Origin of the sequence: Arthrobacter crystallopoietes, assembly GCF_017603825.1 — a bacterium.
In the GTDB taxonomy this organism is placed as follows: Bacteria; Actinomycetota; Actinomycetes; order Actinomycetales; family Micrococcaceae; genus Crystallibacter; species Crystallibacter crystallopoietes_B.
This window is the reverse complement of sequence record NZ_CP072014.1, coordinates 1,556,185-1,572,663: the sequence shown is the minus strand read 5'-3', so window position 1 is coordinate 1,572,663 and position 16,479 is coordinate 1,556,185. Positions and strand designations below refer to the sequence as shown.

Below are 16,479 nucleotides of genomic sequence, written 5' to 3'. Positions count from 1 at the left end.
ACACCGTCACTTCCGTTTTGTTTGCAGGGGAAACTGTCCTCCACCATGGTAACGAATCACCGGCCTGTCATTTGTGCACGCCGCGGCGGCCGCGCCTGGCGCCTCGGATCGGCCAGCGGTTCGCCCGCCCAGGCGCCGATCAGCGACCATAGGAAGATGACTGACGACGACGGCGCACTGTTTGAGCTTCCGGCCACCGGGTCAGCGGTGGACACCCGGGAGCCTTTTCCATTCTCTGCACCGGCCGGATTGGACGAGGTCATGCACCCCGAGTGGGCCGAAGTCCTGGCCCCAGTGACGGAAACGGTGCATGGGCTGGCTGCCTACCTTGAACAACGGCGGGCAGCAGGCGGTGAAATCCTGCCGGCGCCCGCCAATATTCTGCGAGCATTCCAGCGACCGCTCTCTGCCATCAAAGTCCTTGTGGTCGGGCAAGATCCTTACCCCACACCCGGGCATTCGATCGGCCTCTGCTTCGCGGTGGAGCGGCATGTTCGGCCGTTGCCCCGCAGCCTGGCCAACATTTACAAGGAGCTGGACTCGGATCTGGGCATCCCGCCGGCACCGCACGGAGATCTGACTGCCTGGGCGGATCAGGGGGTGCTGCTGCTCAACCGGGTCCTGACGGTGGAGGCAGGCAAGACCGGGGCACACCGCCGCAAGGGATGGGAAGAGCTGACCGAGCTGGCGGTCAGGTCGCTCGTGGCGAGGGGCGGTCCGCTGGTCGTGGTCCTCTGGGGCAGGGATGCTCAGTACCTGACACCCTTGCTGGACGCCGTGCCGCGGATCGAGTCCGCACATCCCAGTCCGTTATCCGCCTCACGGGGCTTCTTCGGTTCCCGCCCCTTCAGCCGGATCAACGAACTGCTCAGGGCGCAGGGCGCGGACCCGGTGGACTGGCGGTTGCCGCAGTAATAGTGGTTGGGAACAAAACCGGTGGTGGGTTAGGTTGTCCTTAGTAGTAACCCATCCGCCTTCACTACGTCTTGCGTATTCAGGAGCCGTTTCATGTCTGCCCAGCCCGCAGCCCGCCCCGCACGTCCCCGAAAACCCCAGACGAACCTTCAGGTGCTGCGGACCGAACGCCTCTCCGAGCACATGGTCCGGGTTTTCGCCGGCGGCGAGGGGTTCGGGAAGTTCGAGGCCAAGGACGCCACGGACCAATACGTGAAGATCTTTTTCCTCGACCCGGAACTGGACGTTGAGCTCCCGGTAGACGTCGCCGAACTGAAAGAGACCCTGCCCGCGGACAAGCTGCCGGTCACCCGCACCTACACGGTCCGCAGCGTGGACCGGACCGCCGGGGAAATAGCCATCGACTTTGTTGTGCATGGCGACGAGGGACTGGCTGGCCCGTGGGCCCTCAAGGCACAGCCCGGGGATTGGCTCATGTTCACTGGCCCGGGCGGGGCCTACGCCCCCAATCCCGACGCCGATTGGTACCTCCTGGCCGGAGACGATTCCGCGCTGCCGGCCATTGGCGCGGCCATCGAGGCGCTGCCGGCACATGCAACGGGACATGCCCTGATCGAGGTGGACTCCGCGGCGGACATCCAAGACCTCAGCGCCCCGGCGGGCCTTCAGTTCCACTGGCTCTTCCGCCAAGGCCAGGTCCCGGGCACCACCACACTCCTGCGGGATGCAGTGGCAGGGCTTGATTGGCCTGCCGGTGAAGTGGATGCGTTTGTCCACGGCGAGCGCGGTGCCATCAAATCCCTGCGCGACGTGCTGTTCCAGGACCACGGACTGCACCGCAAGCAGGTTTCCATCTCCGGCTACTGGGCCTACGGCCGGGCCGAGGACGCGTTCCAGGCGGAAAAGCGGACCGAGGTCGGGCAGATCTTCCCGGAGAATTACCCGGCAACCTAGGCTCCTCGCCAACGTGGCCAGGTACGGCTCCGCCCGCTGGTTAGCGGCGGCGGTTCCTGCGGCGGCCCTCGTTGGAGCCCATGTCCCGGGTGAAGGGCTGGGCCAGGTTGTCGCCGAGGACCGTGCCGCCGGAGATCGCAAGGATCACCGTCAGCGCACCGAAGAGGTTGAGCACACCTACGAAGGGGTCGTCCACATTAACGGTCAGATCGTAGGTGGCGCGGAAGATTGACAGTCCGGGCAGCAGGAACAAGATGGCGGGCACCGCCACAACCAGCTGCGGCGAGCCCATCCGCAATCCGACGATACGGCCTAGGAAACCGATAACGACGGCGGCCAGTGCCGGACCTATCCGCTCCCCGATTCCGGCCATGAGGACAAGGTCGTAGAGCAGCAGTGCCACGAGACCAACCAAGGCCGTCGGCACCAGCATGCTGAGCTTGGTTTGCTCGGTGATACAGATAGCCATGGTGGCAATCATGAGCAGCAGCGCCCGCACCACATAGGGGTATTCGCCCTCCCCGTCGACGAAGACCTCGGGCAGGCTGACGCCCACCAGCTCGCCGCCCACCAGGCCCACGGCCACACCGGAGGCGATAGCGGCAAAGGTGAGGAAAGCGGACAGGAAACGGCCGGCCGCCGTGACGGGGAAGCCGTTGATCGCGTCCTGGGTCGCAGAGACCAATCGGCCTGTTGGCAAGAGGTAGAGTATCCCGCCCGCGATTACCAGCGAAGGGCTCAACGGAACCTGCAGCTGCCAGAACAGCAGGGCAACCACGGTGGCAAGGCAGGACCCGATCGCAGTGACAAAGAAGTCCGGCACGCGCCATTTACCCAGCTTGCGGCCCAGCAGACCCATCAGCACGGTTGACAGCATGGCCACCAGCGAAGCGAAGATCCCGCCGCCGAGGAACGCCACAATGGAACCGGCGAAAACGCCGCCAGCGCCGATGGCCATCCACTTGGCAAACGGCTTGGGCCGCGCGGCAATCTCCTGCAGCCGCTCCTTGGCCTCGGTCCGCCCCACACCGCCGTTGACGATGTCCGTGACCAACTGGTGGACCAGTGACAGACCGGCGTAGTTGTTCGTCCAGGACCGCACGACACGCATCAGGGTCAGCGGGACCGTGTCCGCCTTGGCATAGTTGATCAGCACGGACTGGTTGGTGATATCGACATCGATCTCGCGCAGGCCAAAGGCCGCGGTTACGGCAATGATGCTCGTTTCCACTTCCAGGGCGCCGGCGCCGTAGCGGAACATGGTCTCGGCCAAATCCAGCGCAAAATCAAGGGTGAGCCGGGCGGAGGTATCCACCCCGGCGGCCTGGATCATGGGGTTGGCATACGGGCTCCCCGCGAGCCGTTCAACAATGCTCATCGGGGCCGTGGGCGGCGCCTCGCCCTGCACCAGTTTGCGCAGCATCCGGCGGGCAGCGGCGTTGGTGCGCTGCTGGCCCTTGGGCATCGGCAGCGGAGCGGTGCCGAACGGAACCGGCTTGGCCGCTTTGGCCACCGGTTCCCTAGGGATCGCAGGCTTGGCCTTGGGCTTGGTTCCCGCGCGCTTTGCGGGCGCGTTTTTGCCGACCGGCTGCTTCGCCGTCGGAGGTGTCCCCGATCCCGGTTCCGAGCGCTCTCCGGTCTCCCCGGCAGCCCCGTTTTCCGGCATATCGGCGGGCTTGCGGGGGATCTTGATGATGGGCAGGCTGCCGACCCGCGGCGACATCGGAGTACCTGAATCCTGCTGGCCGTCCTTGTCCTGCACTGCCCCTCCGTTCCTGTGTTTTCGGGTGAATTTCCGGCCGGTTTCATCCTCCCACACGGCCGTTGCCGCAAGCCGTGAAAGCGTCGAGAAACGCATCACATGCGGCACCCGCCAGGCTGCCCGCGACTGGCCGGATCGCTAGCTTTCGACGCCGCTTCTTCCCTCGGCACGCCAGGGCGTCAGCCGCGGGAGCCAACCTGGCACGTTGCGCTTGTAGCGACGGTATTCATCGCCGAACTGCCGCTCCAAAACCGGCTCCTCGTAGAGCCTGACGAAAAGCCCCACGGGAACGGACATCACGGCGCAGTAACCGAGCAGCCTGGGCCGGCCCAGCATCAGCGCCTCGCCGAGGACCATCGACAGCAGCGCCACGTAAATCGGGTTGCGCACGTAGCGGAACGGCCCGGTGACCACCAGATACTTCGTCGGCACCATCGGCGCGGGCGTACCCAAGCCCTCCCGGGCGAACCGCACAAAAGATTCAATAACGACGGCGGCGCCTCCGGCGGCGAGCACCGCGCCGCCGGCTCTGGCCGGCAATCCGCCAGGCACCGGGACCCGGGCCCGCCAGCGGGTGAGCAGCCAGGGCACAACACCAGCGGCCACCACCGGAGCCACCGCGAAGGCCGCGGTTCCGAGGACGGCCCGTCTGTATTCCGCCTGCGCCGCATCTCTCATGCCTTCATTGTGGCCCGGGGACACTGGGGATGTAACCCCTCCGCGCCGGGTCCGGCTGCCGTGAGCATAGTCCGGCATTTGCAGGCCCGGGTTTCTGCAGCCGCCGGCTTCGGTCCGGACAGGACGTTCCGCCCGGCAAGCCTTGACAGTGTTGCCGGCGGTCCTAACGTTGGAAGTACATGAACTGGTTGAACGCCGAGGGTTTCGAGGTCGCGCGGCAGGTGCTGCAGCGCGGGATTGCCGCCGTCTACGTGATCGCGTTCCTCTCCGCCGTCGCGCAGTTCCGTGCCCTGCTCGGCGAGCACGGGCTATTGCCCGTGCCGCGCTATCTGGCCCGCTCCGCCGGCCGCGGTCCCACGCTTTTCAGCTGGCGCTATTCCGACAAGCTGCTGCTCGCGGTAGCGTGGACCGGCGCCGCCGTGGCCGCAACTCTGGTGGTTGGTTTGCCGCAGCTGGGCCCCCCGTGGCTGCCGATGCTCGCTTTCCTGCTGCTCTGGGGCCTCTACATGTCCATCGTGAACGTCGGCCAGACGTTCTACGGCTTCGGCTGGGAGACACTCCTGCTCGAAGCCGGCTTCCTGGCCGCGTTCCTGGGCTCCAACGAGATTGCCCCGCCGGTTACGGTGCTCTGGCTTTTCCTCTGGCTCACATTCCGGCTGGAATTCGGGGCCGGCATGATCAAGATCCGCGGGGACCGCGTCTGGCGGGATCTGACCGCACTGTATTACCACCACGAGACGCAGCCGATGCCCAACCCGGCCAGCAGGTACTTCCACCATCTGCCCAAGCCGCTGCACAAGGCGGAAGTCATCGGGAACCACTTCGCCCAGTTGGTGGTGCCGTTCTTCCTGTTCTTTCCGCAGCCCGTGGGCAGCATCGCCGCGGCCATCATCATCGTCACGCAACTGTGGCTGGTCATCTCAGGCAACTTCGCGTGGCTGAACTGGCTGACCATCTTGGCCGCCGCCGCTGCCCTCAGTGACGACGCCATCTCCGCGGTACTGCCCGGCAGCCCGGAACTCACGCCGGACTACGCGCCCACGCCGATCTGGTTCGCCGTCGTCGTCCTGGCCATGACCGCCCTGATGGTCTACCTAAGCTATTGGCCGGCCCGCAACCTGGTCTCCAAGCGGCAGTTGATGAACACCAGCTTCAACCGCTGGCATCTGGCAAATGCCTACGGCGCGTTCGGCAGCATCACCCGCGAGCGCTACGAGATCATTGTCGAAGGATCGGCCGACGGCGTCAGCTGGCAGGAATACGAGTTCAGGGGCAAGCCCGGGGACCCGGGACGCATGCCGCGGCAATTCGCGCCCTACCACCTGAGGCTGGACTGGCTGATGTGGTTCCTGGCCCTCGGCGCTCCCGGCGACAGCTGGTTCATCCCGTTCCTGCGGCGCCTGCTGGCTGCGGACCGGGCGACCCTGAAGCTGCTGAGAATCGATCCGTTCGACGGCGAACCGCCCCGGCAGGTTCGGGCGCTGGTCTACCACTACCGGTACTCCACCCGGCAGGAAAAGAAGGCCACCGGGTTGTGGTGGATCCGCCGGCAGGTCGGCCTGTTCGTGCCACCGCTGAGAAACCCCGCGGCCCGGTCGGAATAAGATCCCGCGCTCCACCGTTGCCGATAATGATGCAAACGCATTGATCATTCTTCAGGAAGGCGCCCGCAGCGTGGCACGCAAAATTGAACTGGGTCTGGACACCTTCGGGGACGTTACTTACGACGCCGGCGGCAGGCCACTCCCGCAGGATCAAGTGATCCGCAATGTCGTCGCCGAGGCGGTGCTGGCGGACGAAGTCGGGCTGGACTTCATCGGCATCGGCGAACACCACCGCGAGGACTTCGCCGTCTCCGCACCGGATGTCGTCCTGGCAGCCATCGCCGGCCAGACCAGGAACATCCGGCTGGGTTCAGCCGTCACCGTACTCTCCTCGGACGATCCGGTGCGGGTCTTCCAGCGTTTCTCCACGCTCGACGCGGTCTCGAACGGACGCGCCGAGGTGATTTTGGGCCGCGGCTCCTTCACCGAATCCTTCCCGCTGTTCGGCTTGGATCTGGGCGACTACGACATCCTGTTCGACGAAAAGCTCCAGCTCTTCACCGAGCTGCGCAAGGAAAAGCCAGTCACTTGGGCGGGGCAGACGCGGGGCCCGCTGGAGAACAAAACGATCTACCCGCCGACGGCCTCGGGCTCCCTCCCCACCTGGATCGCGGTGGGCGGCACGCCGCAGTCCGTGGTGCGGGCCGCCCACTACCGCTTGCCCCTCATGCTCGCCATTATCGGCGGCGCCCCGATGAACTTTTCCCCCTTCGTGGAGCTCTACCACAAGGCCCTGGACCAGTTCGGCCAGCCCCGGCTGCCCGTCGGCGCCCACTCCCCCGGCTACATCGCGGCGACGGACGAGCAGGCCAAGGAAGAGATGTGGCCGCACTACGTGGATATGCAGGAACGCATCGGCCGCGAGCGCGGCTGGAGCCGCATGACGCGCGGACAGTTCGAGACGGAGGCCGGCCCGGACGGCGCCCTGTTTGTTGGCTCACCCGAAACCGTGGCCACCAAGATCGTCAAGGTAGCCAAGGGCCTGGGACTGGACCGCTGGGATATGAAGTACAGCCTCGGCACGCTCCCGCACGAAAAACTGATGCGCAGCATCGAGCTCTACGGCAAGGAAGTTGCCCCCGCCGTCCGCGAGCAGCTCGCCGCGGAATAGCCCGGCGAACCAGCCCAAACCAGCAGGGCCAGCCAGAGCTACTGCCCAACCAAGCACGACGCCGGCGGGAGACTTTGAAAGTCTCCCGCCGGCGTCGTTCGCTGGCTTTTACTGCGCTGGACTTAGACGGTTACCGGCTTGCGTTTGCCGAGCTCTTCGGTCGGAACCCTGTAGGTTTCCCGGGCGGTCAGCGCGGAGATTGCCGCGATGGCACAGATGACCGCGGTGAAGACGCTGGTGGCAACCCAGCCGCCTTCCTGGATCCCGCCGATGGCCGCCACGATGGACGGAGCGAAGCCGGCCATCAGGAAGCCCAACTGGGTGCCGATCGCCAGTCCAGAGAAGCGGACCTTGGCGCTGAACATCTCGGCGTAGAACGAGGGCCAGACGGCGTTGGCCGCGGCGTAGGCGCAGGAGAAGGTCACCACGGACAGGGCGAACTGCAGCAGCGTGTTGCCCGATTCCATCGAGAGCAGATAGAACGGCATGAAGACCGCACTGCCGACGGCACCGTAGATGAAGACCGGCTTGCGGCCGATCCGGTCCGCCAACTTGCCGAAGAGCGGCTGGGTGAACAGGGCACCGATGTTGCCGGCGACCACCAGCCACAGCGTAATGCCTTCGTCGACGCTGCCGACCTCGGCGCCGTACTTGATCGCCAGCGTGCCGTAGACGGTAGAGACCGCGGCGATGAACGCGCAGCAGATCACCCGCAGGACGTCGCGCCAGTGGCTCTTCAGCAGCACGGCGACCGGGAGCTTCGCGATTTCGTTGTTGGCCTTGGCGGCCTCGAAGGTGGGGGTCTCGTGCAGCGAACGGCGGATGAAGTAGGTGACGATGACAACGATTGCGCTGAGCCAGAACGGAATGCGCCAGCCGATGCCGTACTTGATCTCGTCAGGCAGGGCCACCACGGGGATGAAGACCAGGGCCGCGAGGATCTGCCCGCCCTGGGTACCGGTCAGAGTCCAGGAGGTGAAGAAGGAGCGGCGGTTGTCCGGAGCGTGCTCCAGCGTCAGCGAACTGGCGCCGGCCTGCTCGCCGGCGGCGGAGAGCCCCTGCATCAGGCGGCAAAGCACCAGGATGGCGGGAGCCCACCAGCCGATGGTCTGGAAGTCCGGAATACAGCCGATGATGAACGTAGAGGCGCCCATCAGCACGAGCGTGAACATCAGCACCTTCTGGCGGCCGATCCGGTCGCCGAAATGGCCCACGAAGATGGCGCCGACCGGGCGGGCGATGTAGGCGAAGCCGAAGGTGGCCAGCGACATGATGCCGGCCTGCGCACTTTCATCCGGGAAGAACACGTGCGGGAAGATCAGGGCCGCGGCGGAGCCGAAAATAAAGAAGTCGTAGTACTCGACGGCGCTGCCCATAAAGCTGGCGATGGCAGCCCGCTTCGGCGTCTTGCCGTGATGGGCGAAGGCCTCATCCTCTTGGTGAACGGCGGTCATGAAGTGCTCCTTGCAACTGCTGCGGGATGTGGGGGCAGGGAAAGCGGCCTGAGGCGGAGTGTCCCGCCTAACCTATTTGTGCGCATTGCGCACTAGTGTGCACAAATCGAACGATTGTTAAAAGGTAGCCCACCTCACAGGGCGTGCGCAAGGACACGTCCCATCGCTAACATCTGCGGCCCCCATCAAGCTCCGACCTACTCCGACCGACGGGTCTTTTCAAGCCTTGTGCGATATGCGTACAATTGTGCAGAAATCGAACGAGGGAAGGAACGCGCATGAGCACGGTGTCGGAGTCCTATTTAGTCGGTCTGATCGGCGACGGGATCACGGTGTCGTTGACGCCGCCCATGCACGAACGCGAGGCCGACCACCACGGCATCCGCTACCTGTACCGGCCCATTGATCTGACATCGCTCGGCCGTCCGGGTGAAGACGTCGGCGAACTGCTGCGCCAGGGCCGCGAGCTCGGCTACAACGCCTTCAACATCACGCACCCCTGCAAACAGCTGGTGATGGAACACTTGGATGAGATTTCCGATGACGCCCGCCGGCTCGGCGCCGTCAACACCGTCCTGATCCGGGATGGCAAGTTCCTCGGCCACAACACGGATTTTTCCGGTTTCAGCATGGGCATGGACAACGGGCTTCCGGACGCGGAACTCGGTTCGGTGGTGCAGTTGGGCACCGGAGGCGCCGGTTCCGCCGTCGCTTACGCCCTGCTCAAGAAGGGTGCACGGAAACTGACGCTGCTGGATCTTGACCCGGCGCGCTCCGCCGAACGTGCCGCCGCGTTGGCCGGACTCTTCCCCCAGCAGCAGGTCGCCGCCGCGCGAATGGAAGACCTCCCCGCCGTCCTCGCCGACGCTGACGGTCTCCTCAACGCCACCCCGGTGGGCATGTACAACCACCCGGGGCTGCCGTTGGACACGGAGCTGCTTGAGCCGCGGCACTGGGTAGCCGACGTCATCTACCGGCCGGTGGAGACCGAATTGATCAAGACCGCCGCGGCCAAGGGCTGCCGCGTGCTCGATGGCGGGCACATGGCCGTCGGCCAGGCCGTCGACGCTTTCCGCTACATCACGGGGCTGGAGCCGGATCCGGCCCGCATGCGCGGACACTTCCTCGAGCTCCTGGCCCAAGGCCTCTAGCATTCCTTCACTGCCTTCGAAAGGTCCCCTGTTGCGCACTTCCATTGCCACCGTTTGCCTGAGCGGAACGCTCGAAGAGAAAATGCACGCCTGCGCCAACGCGGGCTTCGACGGCATTGAAATCTTCGAACAGGACCTGTTGGTCTCCCCGCACAGCCCCGAGGAAATCCGGGCCCTGGCTGCCCGGCTCGGCCTCAGCCTGGACCTGTACCAGCCGTTCCGGGATTTCGAGGGCGTGCCCGAAGAGCTGCTGGCGGAGAACCTCTACCGCGCCGAGGCGAAGTTCCGCCTGATGCGCAGCCTCGGGATGGACCTAATGCTGCTCTGCAGCAATGTCGGTACCGCCACGATCGACGACGACGAGCTCGCCACTGCCCAGCTCCGTCGGCTCGGCGACCTCGCCGCCCGTTACGGCATCCGCATCGCCTACGAGGCACTGGCCTGGGGTACGTTCGTCAACGATTTCGAACACGCCATGCGGATCGTGGACCTGGCGGACCACCCGAACATCGGCACTTGCCTGGACAGCTTCCACATCCTCTCCCGTGGCTGGAATCCGGCCGGCATCGAAAAGATCCCAGCGGAGAAGATCTTTTTCGTCCAGCTGGCCGATGCGCCGCTATTGAGCATGGACATCCTGTCCTGGAGCCGGCACTACCGGGTCTTCCCCGGCGAGGGTGCCTGGGAACTGGACAAGTTCATGGGCCACCTGGTGCGCAGCGGCTACAACGGTCCGGTGTCCCTGGAGATCTTCAATGACGTCTTCCGACAGGCCGACGAGGAACGCACAGCCGTCGATGCCATGCGTTCGCTGATCTGGCTCGAGGAACGCACCTCGGTCCATCTGCTCGAAACCGACGGCCCGGACGCCCGCTTCCCGATGCAGCTGGCCACCCTGCCGCAAGTCGCCGAACCCACCGGCTTCAATTTCGCCGAGGTCAAAGCGGAGAACACGGAGCACGTCCAGCAACTGCTCTCGCAGCTCGGCTTCACGTTCCGGGGCCGGCACCGCACCAAGCCGGTGCAGCTGTACACGCAGGGACAGGCCCGGATCATTATCAACGAGCAGCAGGCCCGTGGGCTCGAGCCGACCATCGCGGCACTGGCTTTCGACGTCGAAGACCCGCTGGTCGCCGCATCCCGCGCCCTGCAGCTGAAGGCCACCGCCGTGCCGCGCCAGAGCCAGGCCAATGAAGCCGTGCTCCAGGCGGTCAAGGCACCGGACTCCACGGAGATCTTCCTCTGCGAGGCGACGCCGGACGGAACGGCAGCCTGGACGGACGAATTCGCCACCGACGGCGCCAAGCGGTCGCACCAGGACCTGATCACACATATCGACCACGTCAACTTGGCCCAGCCCTGGCAGCACTTCGACGAAAGCGTCCTCTTCTACGAAAGCACCCTGTCGCTGGCCCCGCGGCCGTCCACCGAGGTCCCCAGCCCGGTAGGCCTGGTGCGCAGCCAGGTCATGCGCACCGAGGACGGCAATGTCCGCCTCGCCCTGAATATCGCCCCGCTGGTGATGGAACAGGCGGGCCCGTCGGCAGAGTCGGCCTACCCGCAGCACATCGCCTTCGCCTGCGCCGACCTTATCGCCTTGGCCCGCAACGCCGTAGCCAGCGGGCTTGAGTTCCTGAAGATTCCGGCCAACTACTATGCGGATCTGCAGGCGCGCTTCCGGCTCGCGCCGGAACTGCTGGCCACGCTGCAGGAACTGAACCTGCTCTACGACCGGGACGACCAGGGCGAGTTCCTGCACTTCTACACAGCCACTGTGGGAAGCGTCTTCTTCGAAGTAGTCGAACGCCGCAGCAGCTACGACGGTTACGGCGCACCGAACGCCCCGGTCCGCCTCTCCGCTCAGTACTTGCTGAGCAAACACGGCTAGAATCACTGGGATTGCCCGCAAGGAAAGTTAGGACCATGGAACAGCTCGACGAAGCCGTCAGCGATCAGACCCCTGCCTATTGGGTCAAGTCGGCGGAGAAAACCCTCGCAGTCCTGCTGGCATTCAGCGCCGACGAACCGCGCCTGACCATCACCAGGGCCGCCGCGAAGGCAGACCTCAGCCGCGCCGCAGCCCGTCGCTTCCTGCTGACGCTGACCGACTTGGGCTACCTGCGCAACGACGGCAGTGTCTTTGAGCTGACCCCGCGCGCGCTGGACATCGGCGCTACCTTCCTCTCCAGCCTGACCCTGCCGCAAATCGCCGAACCGCACCTGAAGCAACTCGCCGTGGACCTGAATGAGACGGCATCGCTGTGCATCCTGGACGGCACTGATGTGGTTTACATTTCCCGGGTGCTGGCACCGCGGATGCTCAGGGTATCCGTCAACGTGGGAACCCGGTTCCCGGCCTGGGCTACTTCGATGGGCCGTGTACTCGTCGCCGGACTGCCGCGAGCAAGCCGCGAAGCGTTCTTCGACGGCATCGAGATCACCCAGTACACCCAGCACACCATCAGCAGTATCGCCGAGCTTCGGGAAGAGGTGGAACGCACGGCCGAGCGCGGTTGGTCCTTGGTCTCCCGGGAGCTCGACGACGGCCTGCGCGGGCTGGCGGTTCCGGTCCGACGCGGCGGCGACCTGATCGCCGCGCTCAATGTCTCGCTGCAGACCCACCGCGGCCCGGAGGAGACCATCGCCGAAACAATCCTGCCCCGGCTGCAAGCGGCAGCGGAACGTATCGCCGACGACTTCGGCGGCCGCCAGCGCGGCGTCTAAGCCCTGGCCGTGGCGGCCTGCTTAAGCGGGGCTGCGGCTGGGCAGCCCCATCAGTTCGGCCAGCCTGTCATCCGAGTCGGCGAGCGCGGCTGAATCGAAGGTGTTCCCGGTGACCATGAACTCGTTGGCGCCGGTGGCTCCGAGCAGGCGGGCGAGCTGCTCCGCGACCTCTCCAGGAGTGCCGAAGATCGACGAGGCAAGGCTTTCATCGATCAGCTTCTGCTGCCGCCCTGTCAGTTGGCGCTGGAGGAGACTTTCCACCGGCTCCAACGGCGGGAACTCGCCGCGCGTGCGGGACTGAGCCAGCGCCCAGGCCTCGGGCAGGAGGAGTTCTCGCGCCTGCCCGACCGTCCCCGCGACGGCGACATTGCCCGAAACGATCACGTACGGTTCCGGATACCACCGCGAGGGGCGGAAGTTCCGGCGGTACCGGGCCAGCGCAGCCGGCATGCCCGTCCGTCCGGTGTAGGCAGGACCACCAACAACGACGGCGAGCCCCGCCTTGGCAGCGATGTCGGCACCTTGACCGGTGGCCAGCACGAAGGGCGGCGTAGCACCGCCGTCGTACGGTCGGGAGGTGATGGCGGACTCCCCGGTCAGGAACCCCAGCAACTCGACCAGATCCGTCTCAAAGCGGTCCGCGCCGTCCTTGTCCTGGCGCAGCGCCTGCCGGACAGCGGGAGTGAACCCGACGGAGCGGCCCACGCCAAGATCAATCCGGCCGGGGAAGAGCGCCTGCAGCGTCGCGGTCTGTTCTGCGACCACCAGCGGCTGGTGGTTAGGCAGCATCACGCCGCCTGATCCCACCCGGATCCGCTCCGTCTGCGCGGCAACGATCCCCATCAGGACCGTAGGTGCCGAACCGGCAATCCCCGGGACACCATGGTGTTCGGCCACCCAGAACCGGTGGTACCCCAGTTCCTCCGCCCGGCGCGCCCGGTTCACCGTCGCCCTCAAGGCCTCCGCCTCGGTACCTCCGGAGCGGGAGTTGGCACGGTCGAGAATGGAGACGGGGGTCTTGATTAGTGGCACACCAGTCATAACAGCCAGCAGCCTGTTCTATTCCGGCGGCTGCGGCATCGCCCTTATTCGGCGGAGGGGCGGTCCGTGAGCGTGACCGTTATCTGGCTGGCTTTACCGCCCCGGCTGATCTCCACCTCCACGTCGTCCCCCGGTGCATGGGCGCGCAAGGCCGCAAGCAGGTCCTCGGGCGTCTGGATCTCTTCGCCGCCCAGCCCCACGATCACGTCGCCGGGCTCCAGTCCGGCCTCCGCGGCCGGACCACCGTCCACAACGGACAGCACCAGGGCGCCCCGAGTATCCGGCAGGCCAAGCTGCTCTGCGATCTGGGGCGTGATGGCCGCAGGCCCCAGCCCCATGAAGGCGTGCTCGGCGCTGCCGTCCTCGCGCAGTTGTTCGGCAACCTCGGTCGCAGTCGCCGCCGGAATCGCGAAGCCCAGCGCTACGGCCCCCGCCTGCGGCGGAATGTAGGCCTCGCTGATGCCGATGACTTTCCCCTCGCTGTTGACCACGGCCCCGCCCGAGTTGCCCGGGCTGATCGGGGCATCGGTCTGAATCAGGTCCACCAGCGATTGGCTGTTGGAAGCCGAGCCCGGAATTTCGCGGTGCAGCCCCGAAATGATCCCCGCCGTCGCCGTGTTCGCGAAGCCGAGCGGACTGCCGATCACCACCGCCAGCTCCCCTACCCTGGGCAGCGACGGCTCGAATTCCGCCGCGGGCAGCCCGGTCCGCTCCACCCGGACCAGGGCCAGATCCGTCACCGGGTCCTCCGCCACCACGGTACCGGCCTCGCGCTTGCCATCGGCAAAACCAACCTCAACCCCATCCGCTCCGCGGACCACATGTTCGTTCGTCAGGATCAGGCCGTCCGCACTGTAAATAACGCCACTGCCCAGACCACCTCTCTCGGTAAAGATGGTCACAACTGATGGCTCCACGCTGGCAACGATGTCCGGAATGGAAACGCCTTCGCTGCCGCCTTGTTCGAGCGCCTCCCCTGCTGCCGGGGATGAGACTGCGCCCTCCGTCTGTGTGCCCGGCTCCTGTTCCGTTGCGGTGCAACCGGCCAGGAGGACGACGGCGGCGACCGCGGCCGCTGCCCCGGTCCGCCTTACGTTGCGGCTGTGTTCCAAGGCGCTGCCGGCCCCGCTGCCACCGCTGTCTGCAGGTGTGCCGTTTGCTGTTGGCTCTGTCTCGAAATGCAGCCGCATCGTTGTCTCCTTCACACTGTCACCAGCCAACGCCGTCGTCGTATTGGCGTCAAGGCCCAAACGGAGAATGGGGAAAACCGGCCCGTGTCTTGGCAGTACCTGGATCCAGCGGCTGGCCGAGGCCCTGTCCAGTCGCTAGCGTTGGCGGGGGATGGCTCGGTAGATGAACGGGCGTTCACACCACGGACGAGCTGGAGGGTACATGGCGCAGCCACGCGACGATCTGGAAACAGCGGCACGTCTGGACCGCGCCGAGGCACTGGCTGCCCGGCTTGACCGGCCGATGGGCGTCCTGGGCCTGGTGTTTGTGTTCGTCGTCCTCGGCCAGATGCTGGCCACGCGGCCCGGGCTGCTGACGTTCTTGTCGGTTCTCGGCTGGCTGTTCTGGGGAATCTTCGTCGCGGAATTCCTGCTGCGCGCCTATATAGCCAGGTTCCAGCGCCGGTTCTGGAAGCGCAACTGGTGGCAGATTATTTTCCTGTTGGTGCCCTTCCTGCGCTTTTTCCGTGCGTTGCAGGCGCTCCGGGTGTTGCGGGCGGCACGACTGGCCAGATTCGGCAGCGTGCTCTCGGCCGGTATCCGTGGCGGGCGTTCAGCCGGCAGACTGCTGTCCAGCCGGATCGGTTGGCTGGCAGCAGTCACTGCCATGGTCATTATGGTCTCCAGCCAGTTGCTCTATGTATCCGGTTCCTACCAGCGGTACGGCGATGCGCTGCATCAAGCCGCCATGTCGACCGTTACCGGCAGCGAGCTGACTGCCGCGGGTGGCTTCGCGCGGCTGCTGGAAGTGCTGCTGGCGGTCTATTCGGTCGCTGTTTTCGCCACCTTGGCAGGGGCTGTCGGCGCCTTCTTCCTCCGCGGCAGCAGCGCGGAAGAACGGGCCACGCTACAAAGCGGGGACGGTTCGTAGACGGCTGCGGACTTAGGATGAGCATATCCCAGGTTCCGGCCAGCGGGAGCTCGCTGCCCTGTTCGGGGAATATACCGGCGATGACGTGGACAAGTTCGGCTCCTGCAATTGGCACCAGGGACCGGGCGGCGTTCCGGTCCTGACGGATTGTCCCCGCCGAATGATCGCGGACGTCCTGGACCGGTTCGATCTGGGCGACCATGTGGGCTTCCTGCTGGCCCCTTCCCAGATGGAGTCCAGTTCGGGAGCAAAGCCCTTGCACGTCTCCCAGGTTTCGGAGCTGGACGCCGGGCATCCGGCCTGAGCTTCCCTGATACCGGACGCGCCGACGGCAGAGATCAAATACTGTCAGTGGCGGGACGTAAATTGGGAGCATGAGCACGAAGAGCGCACCCACCACCGGATCACTGCAACGCGGCAGCGAAACCCCATCCGCCCGGCACCCCCAGCGGGGTCGGCGTTACAGCATCGAGGAGCTTGAAGTCCTGGCGGATGAGGGCAACGCCTGGGCCATGGCCAAAGTAGACGAATGGGAACAGCGGTTCGCCAACGACTACGCGGGAGACCTCTCGGACACATGCCCGGATGAAGACTGCGAGTACTTCGGAGAATCAGTCAACGTCCTCTACGGCGAGCACGGCACGGTCCTCGAAGTGGACCACGGCAACTGGAGCCATTACCCGTTCATAGCAAAGGCTTCATGAGCGGACGGGCGCCTGTCCCTGAGGTGGGTGACCCAGCGCCGCTGGCCCCGCCGTCAGACTTTGGGTCACCCGTACCCTCGGAAGCCGGGGGCACCTTGTCCTGCAGGTCCTCGTCGATCTCCGACCCGGGTTCAATGACCACGCCGTCTTCACGCTGGTCGATTTCCGGATCCAGTTCCGGTTTGTCTCCGCTCATAATCCGCCTCCGTAGCTGTCTCCGCCACTATAAGCCGGACCTGCTGAGATTCAGGCCGAACCCGGAAACTTTGAACGGATCAAAA

Annotated in this window: 16 protein-coding genes; 10 read left to right on the top strand and 6 right to left on the bottom strand. The window is 65.6% G+C overall.

What is annotated here, in order from left to right:
• Window positions 1–156 precede the first annotated feature (156 nt).
• Window positions 157–915, top strand: a complete 759-nt coding sequence (locus J5251_RS07210; RefSeq protein ID WP_139006725.1) for a uracil-DNA glycosylase — start codon at window positions 157–159, stop codon at window positions 913–915.
• 93 nt (window positions 916–1,008) lie between these two features.
• The gene (locus J5251_RS07205) at window positions 1,009–1,869 is read left to right on the top strand and encodes a siderophore-interacting protein (protein WP_139006724.1); all 861 of its coding nucleotides are present in this window, start codon (window positions 1,009–1,011) and stop codon (window positions 1,867–1,869) included.
• A 40-nt stretch (window positions 1,870–1,909) separates the two neighbouring features.
• Here J5251_RS07205 and J5251_RS07200 read toward each other — a convergent pair whose 3' ends face one another.
• Window positions 1,910–3,592: a threonine/serine exporter family protein gene (locus J5251_RS07200; protein ID WP_431188597.1), complete on the bottom strand. Its 1,683-nt coding sequence runs from the start codon at window positions 3,590–3,592 to the stop codon at window positions 1,910–1,912.
• 177 nt (window positions 3,593–3,769) lie between these two features.
• Entirely contained in the window at window positions 3,770–4,309 is a 540-nt protein-coding gene (locus J5251_RS07195; RefSeq protein ID WP_139006723.1) for a methyltransferase family protein, read from the bottom strand.
• Between the two features lie 179 nt (window positions 4,310–4,488).
• Between J5251_RS07195 and J5251_RS07190 the strand changes: the two genes are divergently transcribed.
• Window positions 4,489–5,913, top strand: coding sequence for a lipase maturation factor family protein (locus J5251_RS07190; RefSeq protein ID WP_139006722.1), 1,425 nt, complete (start codon window positions 4,489–4,491; stop codon window positions 5,911–5,913).
• A gap of 70 nt (window positions 5,914–5,983) precedes the next feature.
• A complete protein-coding gene (locus tag J5251_RS07185; protein ID WP_139006721.1) occupies window positions 5,984–7,024 on the top strand; it encodes an LLM class flavin-dependent oxidoreductase in 1,041 nt (346 codons plus the stop codon).
• Window positions 7,025–7,146: 122 nt separating this feature from the next.
• On the opposite strand, the gene J5251_RS07180 is transcribed toward J5251_RS07185, so the two are convergent.
• Window positions 7,147–8,478 carry an MFS transporter gene (locus tag J5251_RS07180; RefSeq protein WP_139006720.1) on the bottom strand — a complete coding sequence of 444 codons (1,332 nt, stop codon included), beginning with the start codon at window positions 8,476–8,478 and terminating at the stop codon, window positions 7,147–7,149.
• Between the two features lie 278 nt (window positions 8,479–8,756).
• Between J5251_RS07180 and J5251_RS07175 the strand changes: the two genes are divergently transcribed.
• Genes J5251_RS07175 through J5251_RS07165 form a run of 3 tightly spaced genes read left to right on the top strand, consistent with a single transcriptional unit; the run spans window position 8,757 to window position 12,353 of the window.
• Window positions 8,757–9,629: a shikimate dehydrogenase gene (locus J5251_RS07175; protein WP_139006719.1), complete on the top strand. Its 873-nt coding sequence runs from the start codon at window positions 8,757–8,759 to the stop codon at window positions 9,627–9,629.
• Window positions 9,630–9,660: 31 nt separating this feature from the next.
• On the top strand, window positions 9,661–11,517 hold the full coding sequence (locus J5251_RS07170) for a bifunctional sugar phosphate isomerase/epimerase/4-hydroxyphenylpyruvate dioxygenase family protein (protein WP_139006718.1): 1,857 nt from the start codon (window positions 9,661–9,663) through the stop codon (window positions 11,515–11,517).
• 35 nt (window positions 11,518–11,552) lie between these two features.
• Window positions 11,553–12,353 carry an IclR family transcriptional regulator domain-containing protein gene (locus J5251_RS07165; protein ID WP_139006717.1) on the top strand — a complete coding sequence of 267 codons (801 nt, stop codon included), beginning with the start codon at window positions 11,553–11,555 and terminating at the stop codon, window positions 12,351–12,353.
• A gap of 21 nt (window positions 12,354–12,374) precedes the next feature.
• Here J5251_RS07165 and J5251_RS07160 read toward each other — a convergent pair whose 3' ends face one another.
• Window positions 12,375–13,394 (bottom strand): LLM class flavin-dependent oxidoreductase, encoded by a 1,020-nt coding sequence (locus J5251_RS07160; protein ID WP_139006716.1) that lies wholly within the window; start codon window positions 13,392–13,394, stop codon window positions 12,375–12,377.
• Between the two features lie 44 nt (window positions 13,395–13,438).
• Window positions 13,439–14,584 (bottom strand): S1C family serine protease, encoded by a 1,146-nt coding sequence (locus tag J5251_RS07155; protein WP_139006715.1) that lies wholly within the window; start codon window positions 14,582–14,584, stop codon window positions 13,439–13,441.
• A 202-nt stretch (window positions 14,585–14,786) separates the two neighbouring features.
• On the opposite strand from J5251_RS07155, the gene J5251_RS07150 reads away from it, so the two are divergent.
• The 3 genes from J5251_RS07150 to J5251_RS07140 all read left to right on the top strand — a co-directional run bounded on the left by J5251_RS07150 (window position 14,787) and on the right by J5251_RS07140 (window position 16,198).
• Window positions 14,787–15,494, top strand: a complete 708-nt coding sequence (locus J5251_RS07150) for an ion transporter (RefSeq protein ID WP_139006714.1) — start codon at window positions 14,787–14,789, stop codon at window positions 15,492–15,494.
• Window positions 15,495–15,519: 25 nt separating this feature from the next.
• A complete protein-coding gene (locus J5251_RS07145; RefSeq protein WP_139006713.1) occupies window positions 15,520–15,798 on the top strand; it encodes a flavin reductase family protein in 279 nt (92 codons plus the stop codon).
• A 70-nt stretch (window positions 15,799–15,868) separates the two neighbouring features.
• Window positions 15,869–16,198: a hypothetical protein gene (locus tag J5251_RS07140; protein WP_139006712.1), complete on the top strand. Its 330-nt coding sequence runs from the start codon at window positions 15,869–15,871 to the stop codon at window positions 16,196–16,198.
• Here J5251_RS07140 and J5251_RS07135 read toward each other — a convergent pair.
• The gene (locus J5251_RS07135) at window positions 16,179–16,394 is read right to left on the bottom strand and encodes a hypothetical protein (protein WP_208575622.1); all 216 of its coding nucleotides are present in this window, start codon (window positions 16,392–16,394) and stop codon (window positions 16,179–16,181) included. The two genes, J5251_RS07140 and J5251_RS07135, sit on opposite strands and share 20 nt — an antisense overlap.
• Window positions 16,395–16,479 lie beyond the last annotated feature (85 nt).